This window comes from Kribbella voronezhensis, assembly GCF_004365175.1.
Classification (GTDB): Bacteria; Actinomycetota; Actinomycetes; order Propionibacteriales; family Kribbellaceae; genus Kribbella; species Kribbella voronezhensis.
The window spans coordinates 2093682-2111062 of the sequence record NZ_SOCE01000001.1 but is presented as its reverse complement, the minus strand read 5'-3'; the positions used below and the strand labels follow the sequence as shown (position 1 = coordinate 2111062).

The following is a 17381-nucleotide window of genomic DNA, read 5'->3' as shown; positions in this document are numbered from 1 at the left end:
ACTTCGTTGATCGGCGGAGGCGACTCGTCAGCTTCGTCGCTGGCGAGTTCTATCACGGCCTCACGAAGTAGCCGACGGCAACATCCCCGACGTCCACCCACCGGTGAACTTCCGGAGCCAGATCGGCAGTCAGAGCTTGCTTTCGCAGGACTGCCAGGCGTTGCGCTCGTGATGGGCGAATTCGGCGAAGGTGATGGGTGGACGGCCCAGGACGGCAGCGACGTCGCCAGTCGTCGTTCCTGCCAGGTTGAACCGGCAGGCACTGTAGAGAGCGAGCATGACCGCCGCTTCGGTGCGCGGCGTACCGCAGGAACGGCGATGTCGCCAGAAGGCGACAGGGCCAGGATTCGCGTAGCGCACGGGACGCCCGAGTTCCGCACTGAGGATGTCGGCGACCTGGTGGTACGTGAGTGCCTCCGGGCCGGTGGGCGTCACCGCGCGATCGACAAGATCGCCGCCGGTCAGAGCAGACACGGCGACCGAGGCGACGTCCCGTGCGTCCACGAACGACGTACGGCCACGGCCGGCCGGAACGATGATCCTGCCCAGGTCCCGGATCTCTGCGGCGTGGGTGGTCGACAGGTTCTGCATGAAGAATCCGGCGCGCACGAACGTCCACTCCAGACCGGAAGCCCGTAGCCACTGTTCCAAGGCATAGTGCGGGACCGCGCGGTTGTGCTCGGCGCCCTGGAGCGACAACAAGACCATCCGCCGCACTCCGTTGCGGCGCGCGGCGGCCAAGGCAGGAAGCATGTCCCGCTTCACGTTGCCGATCTGCGGAGGCCGGATGACAAACATGGCCGTCGCTCCGCGCGTTGCCCCGTCCCAGGTGGCGGAGTCGGTGAAGGAGAACGGGACGCTGTCACATCCCGGCGGCGGAGCGCCGTGGGAGGCAGCCCGCACAGCGACCCCCGACCGGGTCAGTTCGGCGAGGACATGCTGCCCCACCCGACCGCTCGCCCCGGTCACGAGAACGCTCATATCCGTCCTTCCAAGGTCATCGTCGGTCGAGCGCGGGATCAGGTCGTTTGCGGAGAGTCTCGCTCGATGCGCGGCGGGTCGGAGTCCACCACACCACCAGGGCACCGGACAGCCCGTAGATCACCTGCAGGAAGTGGAATCCACGGATCGAAGCCACCTCGCCGACGATCCAGAACACCATGACGATCCCGGCGACGATGCTGGTCAGTTGCCAACCGTCGGCGCCTTTCAGCAGGGCGACGGCCGCGATCAGCGAGCTGCCACCCACCACGGCCAGCAGGATCACGCCCGGGAAGTAGTTGCTGGTGAAGTCGGTCTCCCGCACCCAGGAAGGCTGTTGTGGGATCCACCCGGTCATCAGCGCGAGACCGCCACCCATAGCGGTGACACCGTTGAACAGCAGCAACCCGAGCAGGGTCCTGTTCTTGCCTTTCATCGTGGCCTCCGGCGGCGGTGCGGATGCTGAGCTTCCGAGCACCAGCGTGGGCCGGCCGCAATCGATCGAACAGGGCCATTGGTCCCCAGCGCCGCACTACCGGGTTCTCCGCGTCCTCAGGCTGCGGCGTCGCGAACGAGCGCGGTGTCGACGAACTGCTCGAATCTCACGATCAGTCCGCCACGCACGACGAAGTGATGCGCCACCCGAACAGCCAGCGGTTTGCCCGTCGACCGATGCTGTGCGGTGTAGCGAGCCAGTACGACGACGTTCTCCCCATCGACGACGTACGTGTCGTCGTGGGCGGTCCAGTCGTCCCACTCGGCGGCGAGCTTCTCCATCACGTTCGCCGTCACTCCGTCGGGCGTGCGGTAGGTACCCGCCAACGGGAAGCCGGCCATCTCGGTCCACTCCACATCGGGAGCCAGCGTTGCCCGCAGCGCCTCGAGATCGCCGGCCGCCGAGGCGAGGTACTGCCTCCGTACGACGTCCGCGGGGATGAGGTCGGCGGTCAGCCCCATGTCATCTCGCCCTTGGCGACCTTCGTGCCGAGACCGGCCGCGATCTTCAGGCCGGCCTCCGGGTAAGCGGTCAGCAAGGAGGCCTCGGCCTCGGCCGCGTCCGCGGCGGACTCGATCGCCTTCTCGAAGAACTCGAGGTACTCCCGCGTGTGAACGATGGCGGTCAGGTCGGTCGGCGCATCGGCGACGCGGTGGCCTGCGACGACGTACGCCGGAGCGAGCGCCTCCAGGTCGTTGAGCACCCGGATCCACTCGGCTCGAAGTTCTGGTGTGGCGCTGTCGGCGGTCCAGACGTGCAGACCCTCGAAGAGCAGGACGCCACCGACCAGCGAGCGCGAGGTCGGGTCGAACAGGTACCAGGCCCGGTCGCCGAGCAGGTTGCTGGCACGGCGTACCTCGATCGTCGTCTCGTCCACGGTGATGGTCGGCTCTGTGAGCGGGGCGATGTCGACCAAGCGGGTCGGGAGGTTTTGGCCGAGGTGCGCCCAGGCCTGGAGCTTGGCCTGGTAGCTGTGCTGGATGTGCTCGATGACGTCGGCCGGAGCCACGAAGACGGCCTCGGGGAAGGCATCGGCGATGACCTCGGCACCGAAGTAGAAGTCCGGGTCGCCGGCGGTGATCGCGACGGTCGTGAGCCGCTTGCCCGAGTCGAGCACGGCCGCCACGATCCGGTGGCCGTCGGCGCGGGTGAAGGCCGCATCGACCACGACCGCCTCGGTCTCGCCGGTGATCAGCACGCTGGTCTTGTTCAACGATGTGTCGGCCGCGTCGATGATGGTGTACGTAAGATTCGTCATGCTGGTAACGCTAGGGCTGCTGGAGCCGATTCTCACGGTCGGGACGGGTAGGCGGATGGTAAAAATGGGACAATCGGCGATTCGGCGCGTCCGCTTCCAGCCGCCGGCCCAGGGCGTCGGCGACATCGAGGTGAACACGCTGAAGGGCATCCGTGACCGCGGCGGCCCGGCCGAATTCCTCACCCCGCAGCGACTCGACTTCGATCTGCTCGCCCACCTCGAGCGCGGGGCCGCAGTACACACCGTCGACTTCACCGACTACTCGTTGCGGCCGGGAGACATCCTGTGGATCCGAGCCGGCCAGGTCCATCAGTGGGGTGCGATCGACGACATCGAGGGAGCCGTCGTGCTGTTCGGCCCGCATACGGTCGACGACCACACCAGCAACCTCATCCGGTCGTATCTGGTCCGCCCGCGAAGTCATTGGCCCGCTTCGGAGCTGGACGGCTCGCCGGTCGCGCAAGCACTCGAACTGCTCACCATCAGCGCCGGCCGGCGCGCGACCGAGCGGAGCGACCTGCGCCAGGCTGCCCTGGCGCACAGCCTCGCCGCGCTCCTTGTTCAGTTGGCTCTGATCGAACCGCCCGGTGGCGGGCCGGCGATGCGGCTGACCCACGAGGCCTACGGCTGGTTCCGCGACCATCTCGAAGAGCACTTCCAGCAGTGGCACAAGGTCAGCGAGTACGCCGACCGGCTGGGGTACTCCGCCCGGACCCTCAACCGGCTCGCCCGGCAGTACACCGGCCTGTCCGCCAAGGAGTTGATCGACGAACGCATCGTCCTCGAAGCCAAGCGCCGGCTCGCCCACGGTGACGCCGCCGTCGCCGAGATCGCCAAGGACCTCGGCTTCGACGACGCGTCGAACTTCTCGTCGTACTTCCGTCGCCAGACCCGGCTGACACCGGGCGCCTTCCGGAGCCGGACCCGCGCCGGACGTTCGGCCGGATAGAGCCGGATAGACGAGATCGCCGGCCCTGGGACGGGCCGACGATCGCGTCGGTGCGGGATCAGGCGGTGTGCGGGACCGCGCCGGTCAGCTTCGGCATGACCTCGGCCTCGACCGGAACGCGGCGCAGGTGGGCGTAGCCGAGTGCGGACATGACCAGCAGGAGCCCGGCGGCGGCGAACGCTGTGATCGCTGCGATCAGGGCGATCTGGCCCATCTTGCCGAACGCGTAGGCGTTGAGCAGGAGGCCGCGGAGTGTCTCACCACGGAAGACCGTCTGGACCTGTCCGGCCAGCTTGGTGTCGGTGGGGTTGGCCTGCGACTCCTGGGACAGCTGCGAGTACGTCTTGCCGCCGGCCATCTCCTGGATGTGCACGGCGATGAAGTGGTTGGCGTAGGCCTCGGCCTGCGCGCCGGTCACCAGTTGCTGGCCGGCGTACTGGGACAGGTACGGCTTGACCGCCGGGTCCTCGAGGGACTCACTGCCCGCCTTGGGGAAGAAGATCTTCTGGGCGGCGAGCTGGCTGTGGACCTGGTTGTCGACGAAGTTGTGGGCCCACAGCAACAGACCGCCCGCCGCGACCAGCACGATCGCGAGGACGAGACCGGCGGAGGTGAGCAGCGCGTCGAACGTCTTGCGGCGCATGATCGGTTCCTTTCGCGCCGCCAGAAGCGGCGGCAGAGTGTTGAACGATGTTGCTCAGAGTCTTCGGCCGCGACACCCCTGGCGGCTATGGACCGAACGACCCTGACCCGAAGGCAGAAAGCCCCCAATAGTCCCGGCGGGCTCGCCTCGATCCACCCGGCGATCAACGTGCAGGGAGCCGCTTGTTGCGGCTGGCGATGAGTAGGCCGAGCAGGGAGGCTGTGGCGCCGATGGTGATCAGGAGAGCCATCGGTACAGCTGTTGCCGCGCCTCCGAGGCCTGCGATCGGCGCGATCGTGCCGGCGGCGACCCATTGGACGAAGCCCTGCACTGCCGAACCGGTACCAGGGTGATCGGGTACGGCGGTCGACGCGAGCGCGCCGCCGTTGGGAATGATCAGGCCCTGGGCCGTCATCAGTACGAAGAAGCAGCCGATCGCCAAGCTCAGTGGAGTGTCGAACCACAGGGCTCCGATCAGCAGGGCGGCGCCTGCTGAGAGAGCGGCGAGCTGGCCGGCCAGGATGACCTTGCGAGTGGAGACGCGTCCGGCGAGGCGGGCGGCGACGAGGGCGGCCATCGTCATACCGGCGGCGTTGACTGCGAAGTCGACGGAGTACGCGATCGGTGAGAGTCCGTTCATGGTTTGTAGAACGAAGGCGGAGGTGGCGACGTACGCGAACAGGGCGCCCATGGCGGCACCCGCGACGAGCAGATAGCCGACGTACTCACGGTTGGCGAGCACGCCCCGCCCGGCCGTGAGGAAGGTTCGCAGGCCGCCTGGGTGGCGGCTGTCGCGCGGGAGTGATTCGGGCACGGTCACCGCGACGGCCAAGGTCATCGCGAGTCCCAGTGCGGCGACGAGCCAGAACGAGACCCGCCACCCGGACAACTGCAGGATCAGTCCGCCGATCAGTGGGCCGGCGATCGGAGCGATGCCGCCGACCGCGGCGATGACGTTCAGGACCCGGACCAGCCGGGCGCCGCTGGCCAGGTCGACGATGATCGCCCGTCCGATCACCATCGCCCAGCCACCGGCGAAGCCCTGGACGAGGCGGGCCACGGTCATCACCGCGATCGTCGGGGCGAGCGCGCAGACGATCGACGCCGCGGCCACGACCAGCAGCGCCGCCAGCAACGGAAGGCGTCGGCCGCGCTGGTCCGACACCGGCCCGCCGACCAGTTGGCCGAGCGCCATCCCGACGAAGAAGGTCGTCAACGTGAGCTGCACCTGCGTCGCAGAGGTCGACAGCTCACGGGCTACCTGCGGAAACGCAGGGACGTACATGTCCGTTGCCAGCGGAGCGATCGCGGTCAGGAACACCACAGACGCCACCACCCCAACGCCCAGCCGCGGGCGGGACGTCGGAACCATCAGCGTGGACAAGGTTGACACCTCTCGCTCAGACGGTGAGCAGGACCTTGATGGCGGTGCGTTCGTCCATGGCCTGGTAGCCCTCGGCCGCCCGGTCCAGGGGCAGTGTGAGGTCGAAGACCTTGCCGGGGTCGATCTTGCGATCCCAGATCAGCTGCACGAGTTCGGGCAGGTACTGCCGTACCGGAGCCGGCCCGCCGTGGATGTGGACGCCGGCCATGAACAGCTCGTCGCCGGGAATCGCGACGTCGTGCGAGACACCCACGAACCCGACATGGCCACCGGGCCTGGTCGAGCGAATCGCTTGCATCATGGCTTCCTGAGTACCGACCGCCTCGATCACCGAGTGAGCTCCGAGGCCGCCGGTGAGTTCCTTCACCCGGGCCACCCCTTCGTCACCGCGCTCTTCCACGATGTCGGTGGCGCCGAACTCCTTGGCCAGCGCCTGCCGATCGGCGTGCCGGCTGAAGGCGATGATCCGCTCGGCACCGAGTTGCCTGGCGGCCAGGATCCCCAGCAGCCCGACGGCGCCGTCACCCACGACAGCAACCGTCTTGCCCGGACCGGCCTCGGCCGCGACGGCTGCGAACCATCCCGTACCCAGTACATCCGAGGCAGCCATCAGCGACGGGATCAGCTCGGGATCAGGCATCCCGGGAGTGGCGACCAGAGTGCCGTCGGCGAGCGGGATGCGCGCGAGCTCCGACTGGGTGCCGAGCGTGCCCATCAGGACCCGGTGCACGCAGTACGCCTGGTAGCCGGCCTGGCAGATCTCGCAGGTGTTGTCCGAGGCCCAGAACGAGCCGACGACGAAATCGCCGACCTTCACGGTGCGGACGTCCGACCCGATCTCCTCGACCACGCCGACGTACTCGTGACCCATCACCTGGTGATCGACGGGCTCGGCGCCCCGGTACGGCCACAGGTCGCTGCCGCAGATGCAGGTCGCGGACAGCCGGATGATCGCGTCGGTCGGTTCGATGATCTTCGGGTCCTCGCGGTCCTCCACCCGGACGTTCCCGGGTCCGTGCATCACTACCTGGCGCATCGCGCGCTCCTCCTCGGATCGACTGTGTGACCTCAGCAACTGAGCCACTTGACGAGTCAACGCGGTGCCGCGGCGCCGGAGAAGTCACTGTCGATGGGTGTACTGACAGGGCACCCTTTGTTGCTCTGTCACCCGTTCCTGGCGGTCTACTGTCGTAGTCGTGGACAACCGTCAGGAGGTACGCGAGTTCCTCACAACTCGCCGCGCCCGCATCACTCCGGACCAGGCAGGGCTCCCCACCACCGGCGCCCGTCGAGTCCCAGGACTGAGGCGCAGCGAGGTGGCGACCATCGCCGGACTCAGCGTCGAGTACTACGCCAGGCTCGAGCGGGGCCAGATCGCCGGTGCCTCCAGCAGCGTGCTCGAAGCGCTCGCGCGAGCGCTGCAACTCGACGACACCGAACGAGCCCATCTCTTCGATCTCGCCCGGGCCGCCGACGGCATCCCGACATCGGGCCGCTCGCGCCGGCGTACGGCGGGCAAGGCCGCTTCGCGACTCAGCCTGCAGTGGGCGCTGGACGCGATCAAGGACGGCGTCGCCTTCGTGCGCGACTCACATCAGAACCTGCTCGCCACGAACGCGCTGGGCCGCGCCTTCTACTCACCGGTCATCGGCGACAGCGGCCGTACGCCGAACCTGGCCAGGTTCCAGTTCCTCGACCCCGTCTCGCGGGACTTCTACCCCGACTGGGACCTGTTCGCTCAGATGTGTGTCGGCATCATGCGCGCCGAGGCCGGCCGCGACCCGCACGACCGCGGCCTGCAAGACCTCGTCGGTGAACTCTCCACCCGCAGCGAGGTCTTCCGGCGGCTGTGGGCCGACCACAACGTCCGGACCCATGGCACCGGCACCAAGCGGTTCAACCACCCCGTCGTCGGCGAACTGACACTCGCGTACGAAGAGCTCGCGATCACCGCCGAACCCGGGCTGGTCCTCCTCGTCTACACCGCAGAACCCGGCTCGCCGTCGGCCGAACGACTCCAGCTGCTGGCTTCCTGGACAGCACCGGTCGAAACCCCGACAACCAACAGTTAGAGGACCTATGCAGATCACCCGCAGCTCCATCAACACCGTCAAGGGCCCGGCCGACTGGTTCACCGGCGACGTCTACATCGACGCCGTCGCGGCGGCCCCGGCGCCGTCGCGGATCGCGGCCAACCTGGTGCACTTCATGCCGGGCGCCCGGACCCATTGGCACCGCCATCCGCTGAGCCAGACCGTTTTCGTCACCGAAGGCGTCGGGTTGTGCCAGCGCCGGGGCGGTCCCGTCGAGGTCATCCGTCCCGGCGACCGGGTTCTCTTCGAAGCCGATGAGGAGCACTGGCACGGGGCCGCGCCTGATCGGCTGATGGTTCACCTGGCGATCAACGAGGCCGATGACGACCACGAACTCGTCCACTGGTTGGACCCCGTGACCGACGAGGAGTACCTGGCTTGATTGGGGTAGTGGCCGTGGGGTACAGCTGTCTGAGTGCTGGTAGCTGAGAGGTACAAGGTCGGTCGCTCGTTGGGGCGCGGTGGGATGGGAGAGGTCTTCCATGCCGTGGACGAGCAACTGCAGCGTCCGGTCGCGCTGAAGTTGATGTTGCCGACCGCCGGTGATCTCACCTCGGCCGAGCGGTTCCGCCGCGAGGCGCGGGCCGCCGCCAGGCTGAGCGATCCGCATCTGGTCGCGGTCTACGACTTCGGCCGGCACGGCGATCAGTCCTTCCTCGTGATGGAACTGGTCGAAGGAAGCACGGTCGCTGCCGAGCTGGCCGAGCACGGCCCGCTGCCGAAGGACCGGGCGATCGACATCGTCGAGCAGAGCGCCGCGGGTCTCGCCGCGGCGCACGAGCTGGACGTCGTCCACCGGGATGTGAAACCCGGCAACCTCCTGCTGACGCCGACCGGCACCGTGAAGGTCGCCGACTTCGGGATCGCCCACCTGCCGGGTGACGGCGCGACCACGCTGACCGGCACCGGCCAGATCATCGGCAGCACTCGCTACCTCGCGCCGGAACGGGCGCAGGGCGGCCGGGCGGTCAAGGCCTCGGACGTGTACTCGCTGGGCTGCGTGCTCTATGAGCTCGTCACCGGCCAACCGCCGTTCACCGGCGAACACCCGACGGCGATTCTCTACCAGCACGTCGACACCCCGCCGACGCCGCCGAGCACGATCCGTCCCGAGCTCGCCGGCAGCTTCGAGGCCGTCCTGCTCCAGATGCTGGCCAAGGACCCCACAGAACGCCCGACCGCGGCCGACATCGCCGGCGGCGCTCTGCGCGCACCACTAGGCGAGGTCAGCACCGCGCCCCTGGTGCCCGCTGCTCCGCTCGTCGGTGGAGCCGTTGTCGACCAGACCGCGCCCATCACGCCTGCAGCGGTTCCGGTCGTCGCAGCCCCACCTCGACGGGACCGTCGTCAGGTACTGATGGCTGGTGCGATCGCCGCCGTCGCCGTGGCCGCGGCAGTGACCGCGATCCTGCTCAACAACAACGGCCCGAACCTGCCCGCGACAACCGACGTAGGCCCCAAGCCGAGCGTCACTTCCGGTACGCCGGGGGCCAAGTCGACCGACGAGCCGACCTCCGGCCCGACCCAGTCCGGTGGGGCGAACCAGCCCACCCAGAGCACCTCGACGCAGCCGTCGCCGAGCACCTCCCCGACGGGCTCGCCCACCTCGCAAAGTCCGACGCCGTCGACCAACACGCAGTCGCCGAACACACCGTCGCCGAGCAAGCCCTCCGACAGCCCCACCGCGAGTACGCCGACCAAGAGCACGCCCTCGCCCACGACCTCCGAGTCGAGCACGCCCGATCCCACCGCCACGCCGCCGGCCGGAACACCGACCCCGGGCACCCAGAACGCCGGGACACCGAACCCGAAGTCCTAGAGCGCCGGCGGCCCGGGTGCGCCCGGGCCGCCGGCGAGTCGGATCAGTAGGGCGAGTCGGATCAGTAGACGGTGACGCCGTACACGCTCGCGGCTTCGGTCACGGGCTGGAAGAACGTCGTACCGCCGCTGGTGCAGTCGCCACTGCCGCCGGAGGTGATGCCGAGCGCCTTCGTACCGTCGTACAGGGGACCACCGGAGTCGCCGGGCTCCGCGCAGACGGTCGTCTGAATCAGGCCGCCGACCCTGCCGCCGCCTGAGCCGGAGTACCGCACGGTGACGTTGAGTGCGGTCACCTTGCCGCTGTGGACGCCGGTGGTCGAGCCCTTACGGGTGACGGTCTCGCCGACGAACGCGTTGGCAGCGGTGAATCCACCCGGGTGGCTCAGCGACGCGTTGTCGTACCGGACCAGCGCGTAGTCGTTGCCAGGGAAGCTGTAGCCGATGGTCGGGCCGATCAGCGTGGAGTGGCTGGAGTTGGTGTACCAGGTCGTCGCCACCTTCCCGCAGTGGCCTGCGGTGAGGAAGTAGTACGTGCCGCCCTTCACCACGTTGAAGCCGAGGGAACAGCGGTACTGCCCGCCGTAGATCGCGTCACCCGCCGACAGCAGTGGCGTGAAGACCCCGCTGGTGCGATTGACCTGGACCGCATCGTGTTTCAGCGCGGCGACCTGCGCCGCGGACACCGTGCTGTCCGCGGTGACGACCACCTTGCCGGAGGCGGCATCGGTGTACCACGCGATGCCCTTGACCCCTGAGCGATCCACCGCGGCATTGGCGGCGGACAGCCGAGCGGCCGCCGAAGGAGCGGCTCCGGCTGCCGGTACGGCGTACAGGGACGCCGCGATCGCGCTGACCGCGGCCAAGAGTTGGGCGCTCCGACGCAGGCGGCCGGAAATTGACGTGCGTTCGATCCTCACTGTTCCTCCCGAGGAGTGAACGGGACCTGTGGACGGGGTCCCTCGAACCATCAGGCCGGCGGCGGCAGGTAGCCGTTCCACCACTGCCTGACATTTCGGAGTATTTGCCTGTCCGGTGCCATAGGCAACCGCGCAGCGGCCCGTCGTGTCGATCAGGGTCGGTCGGGCCACCGGTCGGGTCGGTGGTCAAAGGGCGGGGGCCGTTCTAGGCTGAGGCAGATCGACTGGAGGGGTGGTTCGACCGGACTGCACGCGGTAGTGACCGCTGGGAGAGGCGGACGGTGGCGGATAGAGACGGGTTCCGCGAGCGGACGGCGGCACGGACGCGGCTGCTCGGCCGCCGATCGGAATGCGCGGTCCTCGATGCCCTACTGGCCGCCGTCCGCGGCGGCGCCAGCCGTGTGCTGGTCGTCCGCGGCGAGGCAGGAGTCGGGAAGAGCGCGCTGCTGGACTACGCGACCGAGTCCGGATCGGAGCTGCGCACCCTGCGCGCGGTCGGCGTCGAGTCCGAGATGGAGCTGGCGTTCGCAGCCCTGCACCAGTTGTGCGTGCCGCTGCTGGATCGGATGGACAAGATTCCGGAGCCGCAACGCCGGGCGCTCGCGACGGTCTTCGGGCTCGCGCCCGGTCCGGCTCCCGATCGCTTCATGGTCGGCCTCGCCGTGCTCAGCCTGATCTCGGACTTCGCCGAGAAGGAGCCGGCGCTCGTGGTGGTCGACGACGCACAGTGGCTGGACACCGCGACCGCTCAGACCCTGGGCTTCGTCGCCCGCAGGCTCGGTGCCGACGCGGTCGGTCTGCTGTTCGGTGCCCGCGAGGTCGGCATCGAGCTGAAAGGACTGCCCGAGCTCGAGGTCGGCGGGTTGCTGGACGACGAGGCGCGTGCCCTGCTCGGATCGGCGGTCGAGTTCCTGCTCGACGAGCCGATCCGCGAACGGCTGGTCGCCGAGACCCGCGGGAATCCGCTGGCCCTGCTGGAGCTTCCCCGCGGCCTCACCGCCACCCAGCTCGCCGGCGGGTTCGGTCTGCACGGTGGCCAGGCCCTGTCCGGACGGATCGAGCAGAGCTTCCTGCGCCAGGCCGACGCGTTGCCGGCTCCGACCAGGCAGCTGCTGCTCGTCGCGGCGGCCGAGCCGGTCGGCGATCCGGTGCTGGTACGGCGTGCGGCCGACCAGCTCGGGATCGCGGCGGCGTTCGCGGAGATCGACGGGCTGCTGAGTCTGGGGCAGCGCGTCACCTTCCGGCACCCGCTCGTCCGGTCGGCCTTGTACGGATCGGCTTCCGCGGCGGAGCGGCGCGCAGTACACCTGGCGCTGGCCGAAGCGACGGATTCCACTTCCGACCCCGACCGGCGCGCATGGCATCTCGCCGCCGCCGCGGATGGGCCGGACGAGGAGGTAGCCGTCGAGCTCGAGCGGTCGGCGGACCGTGCCCAGGCCAGGGGCGGTTTCGCAGCGGCCGCGGCCTTCTGGCAGCGCGCGGTCTCCCTGACCGACGACCCGGCTCGACGGAGCGGCCGAGCCTTGGCCGGAGCGCACGCCAGCCTCCAGGCAGGCGCCTTCCGGACCGCCTGGTCGCTGCTCGCGACGGCCGAGGCGGGGCCGTTGGACGACCTCGGGCATGCCCAGGTCGATCTGCTCCGCGCGGAGGCCGCGTTCGCACAGCAGCGCGGCCGCGAAGCGCCCGGTCTGTTGTTACGTGCGGCGCAGACCTTCGAATCGCTCGACGCGCGACTCGCCAGGGACACCTACCTCGATGCCTGGAGCGCCGCTCTCTTCGCGGGACGCCTTGGTGGAACGGTCGGGCTCCGCGAGGTTTCGCTGGCGGCCACGACGGCACCGCGACCGGACGCGGCGCCCCGAAGTTCCGACGTACTCCTCGACGGACTGGCACTCGTCTTCGCCGAAGGACGGGATGCAGCGGTCCCGTTGCTCAAACAAGCCGCGACAGCGTTCGGCGGACCGGAAGTCACCGCCGAGGAGGTACTGCGCTGGGGCTGGCTCGCTACCGCCGCGGCCGCCACGGCGTGGGACTTCGAATCCTGTCTGACCACCGCCACCCGGCAGGTGGAGACGGCTCGCGGCGCCGGCGCGCTCGCCGTACTCGCCGTGGGGGTGAACGTCCTCGGCCAGGTGGTCGCCATGGCGGGAGACTTCGCCGAGGCGGTGGCGCTGCGAGCCGAGGCCGACGCAGTACGGGAAGCCACCGGCACGCACGTCCTGCAGTACGGCGCACTGGTGCTGTCCGCACTCCGCGGACGGCCCGACGAGGCCTTCGGGTTGATCGAGGACACGATCGCGAGAGCGACGGCCGAAGGGCAGGGCACGGCGGCGCAGTACGCGCGCTGGACGAAGTCGGTGATCCTGAACGCGTTGGGGCGTCACGACGAAGCGTTGCTCTGGGCAACTTTGGCTGCTGACGACACGCCGGAGCTCTTCGTGTCCTCGTGGGCGTTGAGCGAACAGGTCGAGGCCGCAGTGCGGAGCGGACGGCATCGCGAGGCCACCGCCGCGTGGGCGCGCCTTCGGGAAACGACCGCGGTCACCGACGAGCGCTGGGGCCTCGGCCTCGAGGCGCGGGCGCGGGCGCTCGTGCAGCGCGATGCCGACGCCGAATGTGCCTATCGCGAAGCGATCGAGTTGCTCACGGGCACCCGGTTGCGCCCGGACCTGGCGCGCGCCCATCTGCTGTACGGCGAATGGCTTCGCCGGGAGAGCCGCAGGCGTGACGCCCGGACCCAACTGCGTACTGCGTACGACGTGTTCACCTCGATCGGCATGGAGGCGTTCGCCGAGCGCGCCCGGCGAGAGTTGCAGGCGACCGGAGAGACCATCCGCAGGCGAACCGCCTCCTCGTCCGCGGGCGAGGTACTGACACCTCAGGAACGCCAGATCGCCGTCCTGGTCCGGGACGGCCTCTCCAACCCCGAGGTGGGCGCGCGGCTGTTCCTCAGCCCCCGCACAGTGGAATGGCATCTGCGAAAGATCTTCGACAAGTTGTCCATCAGCTCACGCCGGCAACTGCGGGACGCGCTGCCCGAAGCCGAGGCCGCAAGGAGCTAGCCCGGCAGCAGTTGCTGACCGCCGTCCACGTCGTACGTCGCGCCTGTCAGAGCACCGTTGGTCATCAAGTGGACGACGAGCGCGGCCACATCCTCCGGGCCGACCACCCGCCGGATCGGCAGCGTGGCCCGAAGCCCGGCGCGGCGTTCCTCGAGCTGATCACCCAGCAAACGCGCGGACAGCGGCGTGTCGACGAACCCGGCCGCAACGGCGTTGACCCGGACCGGGGCGAGTTCGAGCGCGGCATTCGCGGCGATCGCGGACAGCCCGGCCGTAGCGATCGCGGCAATGCTCAGTCCGACTCCGGGACGCCGAGCACCGGTACCGCCGATGAAGGTCAGCGAGCCGCCCGGGCGGACCCGCCCGATGCACAGCCGGGCGATCCGGAGCGACCCGACCAGATGCTCGTCCACGAAATCTCGCGCCTCGTCGAAGTCCAGCTCGGTGATCGGCGCGTAGAACGGTCCGCCGCCACTCACCAGTACATGATCGATCTGCTCGGGCAGGCCGGCGAAGAACCCTTCGACGCCGGCGGAATCGCCGAGGTCCACTGTGGCCACGGTCTCCGCCCCGACCTCCCCAGCGGCCGCGTCGAGCTTTTCGCGATCGCGCCCGGTGATGACGATCCGAGCGCCGGCCGCTCCGGCCTGCCGGGCGGTCTCCAGCCCGATCCCTGAGCTACCGCCGAGCACGACGACGACCTGCCCGGTCAGGCTGCCGTCCGATCGCGCCGTGGTCAGAGTGGTTGATTCGGTCATGCTGCTCTCCTGTTGGTTGCGGGTGATACCGGTACTGCGCAGCCGTGCACGCGTGGGGTCGCCGGCACCCGCGTCCTCGGTGGGCGACCGCGCGCTACGAACAGCATCGTGATCACGGCCGATACGACGCTCACCGCTGCCATCACCAGCATCGCCGTCCGGTACCTGTTCGCGAGTGGCTGGGCTAGGTCGTCCGAACTGCCTACGCCGAGCAGAGCGGGGACGAGCGCGATCAGCACCACTCCGCCGATGCGCGACGCGGCGTCGTTGATCGCCGATGCCTCACCGAGGTCTGCGTCGTCGACGGCTGCGAGGACGCCCGCTGTGAGCGGCGCGACGGTCAGTCCGATGCCGAGACCCCAGAGCACCGCGCCGGGGAGGATCGCCCGGACGTAACTGTCGCCGGGCTGCGCCGCGGACAGCCATGCGAAACCACCGGCCACGATCAGGATGCCGATGGTCATCGGCCAGCGGGTGCCGACCCGTGCCACCAGGCCGCCGACCAGCGGCGAGACGATCAGGAAGACGGCCGACTCCGGAATCAGGGCCGCGCCCGCCGCGGTGGCGCTGTAGCCCAGCTGCAGCTGACATTGCAGTACGACCAGGTAGCCGGCTGCCGACAGTGCGCCGTAGAAGAGGAGCGTCGCCGCGTTGATCGCGACGAACTGCCGGATCCGGAACAGGGCCGTCCGCAGCATCGGCGCGGACCGACGCTGCTCCACGGGAACCAGTACTGCCAGACAGCCCACACCGACAGCCGCAGAGAGCAGAACCTGCGCGCTTCCCCAGCCGGAGGACGGTCCTTCGGTCAGCGCGTAGATCAGTCCGCCCAGTCCGAGCACGGCCAGCACCGAGCCAACGAGGTCGACAGACAGCGGCCGTCGCGCACGGTCGGCCTCGGGCACAGAGCGCAGAATCCAGACCGCGGCAATGATCAGCGGAAAGTTCAGCAGGAACACGTACCGCCAGGAGCCGTGGTCGACGAGCCACCCGCCGGCGTACGGACCAAGCGTCGTACCAAGGGTCGACACGCCTGCCCAGACGCCGATCCCGCGGGCGCGGTCCACCGGCAGCAATGTCCCGTTGAGCAAAGCCAGACTGCTCGGCACGACCAGCGCTCCGCCGGCGCCCTGGACCATGCGCGCCGCGATCAGGGTGCCGACATTCGGCGCGGCGGCGCAGCCCAAAGAGGCGACGAGCATGACCAGGAGCCCGGCAACCAGGATGCGCCGCCAGCCGAAATGGTCGGCCAGCGCTCCGGCGAGCAGCAGCAGAGCCGCGACGGTGATCAGATAGCCGGTCAGCACCCACTGCAGCTCGCTCACACCGGCGTGCAGGTCGTGGCTGATCGCCGGTACGGCGACGTTGACCATGTAGGCGTCGATGAAGCCGACCATCGACGCGAGCACCGTCGCCGCGATCAGAGCGCCACCGGCTCTGCTCCGCAACTCGACCGGTCCGGCCAGGTCGTACGACGTGGTCCGCACCTGTTTCGCAGTCATGCTGCCAGGGTCCGGCGAACTGTCCCGGATCCGCCCCCGGGAAAGTCCCTGGTCACGCGGACCAGGGATTGTCCCGGGCTCAATCGGGGCGCCGGCGGGCCAGACTCGCGGTGTTGATTCTCTTCGAGGGGAGCGCCCGATGGACAGGACGGAGTACGACGTCATCGTGCTCGGAGCAGGTGCGCCCGGAGAGCACTGTGCCGCCGCGCTGGCCAAGGGCGGCGCGCGCGTCGCCGTCGTCGAACGCGAGCTTCTCGGCGGCGAGTGTTCGTACTGGGCCTGCATCCCGTCGAAGACGCTGCTCCGTCCCGGCGAGGCACTGGCCGCCGCACTCGACGCTCCCGGTGCGCGCGAGGCCGTGACCGGCACCCTCGATCCCCACGGCGTCATGAGCTGGCGCGACTTCATGGTCTCCGGCTACGACGACTCGAGTCAGGTCTCGTGGGCGAAGAGCGCCGGTCTCGAGGTACTGCGTGGCCACGGCCGGCTGGCGGGTCCGCACACGGTCGCGGTGGATGACCGGACCTACACCGCGCACCACATCGTCATCGCGACCGGTGCGGATCCGGTGATCCCACCGGTGCCCGGCCTCCAGTCGCTGCCGGGGATCTGGACCAATCGTGACGTCACCGGGCTGGTCGAGGTACCCGATCGGCTGATCGTGCTCGGCGGCGGGGCGACCGGGGTCGAGATGAGCCAGGCGCTGGCGCGGATGGGCGCGGCGGTGACGCTGATCGAGCGCAGTGAGCATCTGCTGCCCCGTGATCCGCGAGCGGTGGGCGAGGCGGTCGCGGCGGCGCTCAGTGCGGACAACGTGGACGTGCGGGTCGGTGTGGGCGCGGAAAACGTACGGCTGGTGGATTCGTCGTACGTGGTCGGCCTCAGCGACGGAACCGACGTACGGGGTGACCGCCTGCTGGTCGCGACCGGCCGACGGCCGCGCGTCGACGGGATCGGCCTGGAGACCGTCGGAATCAGCGCGAATCCACGGGGCATCGAGGTCGACGCCAGACTGGCGGCCGGCCCGGACCTGTGGGCGATCGGCGACGTCACCGGGCTCTGGCAGCTCACGCATGTCGGCGAGTACCAAGGCAGGATCGCGGCGAGCAACATCCTCGGGCGACCGCGGACAGCGGACTACGAGGCGGTGCCGCGGGTCGTGTACTGCGACCCGCAGGCCGCGTCGGTCGGCGCGGCGGAGGGGCGGTTCGTGAGTACCGTCCAGCTGTCCGGGGTGGCGCGGACAGCGACGTACCTGCGCTCGTACGACACCCGGCCCGGGTTCCTCACGATCGTGTCGGACGGGACGGTGGTCACCGGGGCCTACGCGGTCGGTCCCGAGGCCGGCGAGTGGCTCCAGCAGGCGACCCTGGCGATCCGCGCGAAGGTGCCGGTAGAGCTGCTGCTCGATGTGATCCAGCCGTTCCCGACGTTCTCCGAGGCGTTCCTCCATGTACTGCGGGACCTGGACGCGCAGCTACACACGGGTGCATCGGTGAGCTGACCAGGGATTCTCC

Annotated in this window: 16 protein-coding genes; 6 read left to right on the top strand and 10 right to left on the bottom strand. The window is 69.3% G+C overall.

Annotated elements, in window-relative coordinates; translation table 11 throughout:
- Nucleotides 1–129 precede the first annotated feature (129 nt).
- The 4 genes from EV138_RS09495 to EV138_RS09480 all read right to left on the bottom strand — a co-directional run bounded on the left by EV138_RS09495 (nt 130) and on the right by EV138_RS09480 (nt 2735).
- Nucleotides 130–981 (bottom strand): NmrA family NAD(P)-binding protein, encoded by an 852-nt coding sequence (locus EV138_RS09495; RefSeq protein WP_133978013.1) that lies wholly within the window; start codon nt 979–981, stop codon nt 130–132.
- A 16-nt stretch (nt 982–997) separates the two neighbouring features.
- On the bottom strand, nt 998–1417 hold the full coding sequence (locus EV138_RS09490) for a hypothetical protein (RefSeq protein ID WP_133978012.1): 420 nt from the start codon (nt 1415–1417) through the stop codon (nt 998–1000).
- A gap of 116 nt (nt 1418–1533) precedes the next feature.
- A complete protein-coding gene (locus tag EV138_RS09485; protein WP_133978011.1) occupies nt 1534–1938 on the bottom strand; it encodes a nuclear transport factor 2 family protein in 405 nt (134 codons plus the stop codon).
- Nucleotides 1929–2735 carry an MBL fold metallo-hydrolase gene (locus EV138_RS09480; RefSeq protein ID WP_133978010.1) on the bottom strand — a complete coding sequence of 269 codons (807 nt, stop codon included), beginning with the start codon at nt 2733–2735 and terminating at the stop codon, nt 1929–1931. The genes EV138_RS09485 and EV138_RS09480 overlap by 10 nt, the downstream gene beginning before the upstream one ends.
- 64 nt (nt 2736–2799) lie before the next feature.
- Between EV138_RS09480 and EV138_RS09475 the strand changes: the two genes are divergently transcribed.
- Nucleotides 2800–3684, top strand: coding sequence for a helix-turn-helix domain-containing protein (locus EV138_RS09475; RefSeq protein WP_133978009.1), 885 nt, complete (start codon nt 2800–2802; stop codon nt 3682–3684).
- A 58-nt stretch (nt 3685–3742) separates the two neighbouring features.
- On the opposite strand, the gene EV138_RS09470 is transcribed toward EV138_RS09475, so the two are convergent.
- The 3 genes from EV138_RS09470 to EV138_RS09460 form a co-directional block, all read right to left on the bottom strand.
- Nucleotides 3743–4327 carry a hypothetical protein gene (locus tag EV138_RS09470; protein ID WP_133978008.1) on the bottom strand — a complete coding sequence of 195 codons (585 nt, stop codon included), beginning with the start codon at nt 4325–4327 and terminating at the stop codon, nt 3743–3745.
- Between the two features lie 163 nt (nt 4328–4490).
- The gene (locus tag EV138_RS09465; protein ID WP_238158038.1) at nt 4491–5711 is read right to left on the bottom strand and encodes a multidrug effflux MFS transporter; all 1221 of its coding nucleotides are present in this window, start codon (nt 5709–5711) and stop codon (nt 4491–4493) included.
- A 16-nt stretch (nt 5712–5727) separates the two neighbouring features.
- Nucleotides 5728–6747: a zinc-dependent alcohol dehydrogenase family protein gene (locus EV138_RS09460; protein WP_133978007.1), complete on the bottom strand. Its 1020-nt coding sequence runs from the start codon at nt 6745–6747 to the stop codon at nt 5728–5730.
- Nucleotides 6748–6907: 160 nt separating this feature from the next.
- Between EV138_RS09460 and EV138_RS09455 the strand changes: the two genes are divergently transcribed.
- The 3 genes from EV138_RS09455 to EV138_RS09445 are packed head-to-tail and all read left to right on the top strand — an operon-like array spanning nt 6908 to nt 9623.
- Complete coding sequence (locus EV138_RS09455) at nt 6908–7783, top strand: helix-turn-helix transcriptional regulator (RefSeq protein ID WP_133978006.1); 876 nt, start codon at nt 6908–6910, stop codon at nt 7781–7783.
- A 7-nt stretch (nt 7784–7790) separates the two neighbouring features.
- Nucleotides 7791–8186 carry a (R)-mandelonitrile lyase gene (locus EV138_RS09450; protein ID WP_133978005.1) on the top strand — a complete coding sequence of 132 codons (396 nt, stop codon included), beginning with the start codon at nt 7791–7793 and terminating at the stop codon, nt 8184–8186.
- Between the two features lie 33 nt (nt 8187–8219).
- The gene (locus EV138_RS09445; protein ID WP_133978004.1) at nt 8220–9623 is read left to right on the top strand and encodes a serine/threonine-protein kinase; all 1404 of its coding nucleotides are present in this window, start codon (nt 8220–8222) and stop codon (nt 9621–9623) included.
- A 61-nt stretch (nt 9624–9684) separates the two neighbouring features.
- Here the strand turns inward: EV138_RS09445 and EV138_RS09440 are convergent, their stop codons facing one another.
- Entirely contained in the window at nt 9685–10542 is an 858-nt protein-coding gene (locus EV138_RS09440; RefSeq protein WP_166678539.1) for a S1 family peptidase, read from the bottom strand.
- A gap of 281 nt (nt 10543–10823) precedes the next feature.
- Between EV138_RS09440 and EV138_RS09435 the strand changes: the two genes are divergently transcribed.
- Nucleotides 10824–13604, top strand: coding sequence for an ATP-binding protein (locus EV138_RS09435; protein ID WP_133978003.1), 2781 nt, complete (start codon nt 10824–10826; stop codon nt 13602–13604).
- Here the strand turns inward: EV138_RS09435 and EV138_RS09430 are convergent.
- On the bottom strand, nt 13601–14362 hold the full coding sequence (locus EV138_RS09430) for an SDR family oxidoreductase (RefSeq protein WP_133978002.1): 762 nt from the start codon (nt 14360–14362) through the stop codon (nt 13601–13603). The two genes, EV138_RS09435 and EV138_RS09430, sit on opposite strands and share 4 nt — an antisense overlap.
- On the bottom strand, nt 14359–15864 hold the full coding sequence (locus tag EV138_RS09425) for an MFS transporter (protein ID WP_166678538.1): 1506 nt from the start codon (nt 15862–15864) through the stop codon (nt 14359–14361). Before EV138_RS09425 ends, EV138_RS09430 begins: the two co-directional genes overlap by 4 nt.
- Nucleotides 15865–16003: 139 nt before the next feature.
- On the opposite strand from EV138_RS09425, the gene EV138_RS09420 reads away from it, so the two are divergent.
- Nucleotides 16004–17368 (top strand): dihydrolipoyl dehydrogenase family protein, encoded by a 1365-nt coding sequence (locus tag EV138_RS09420; RefSeq protein WP_133978000.1) that lies wholly within the window; start codon nt 16004–16006, stop codon nt 17366–17368.
- Nucleotides 17369–17381: the final 13 nt, after the last annotated feature.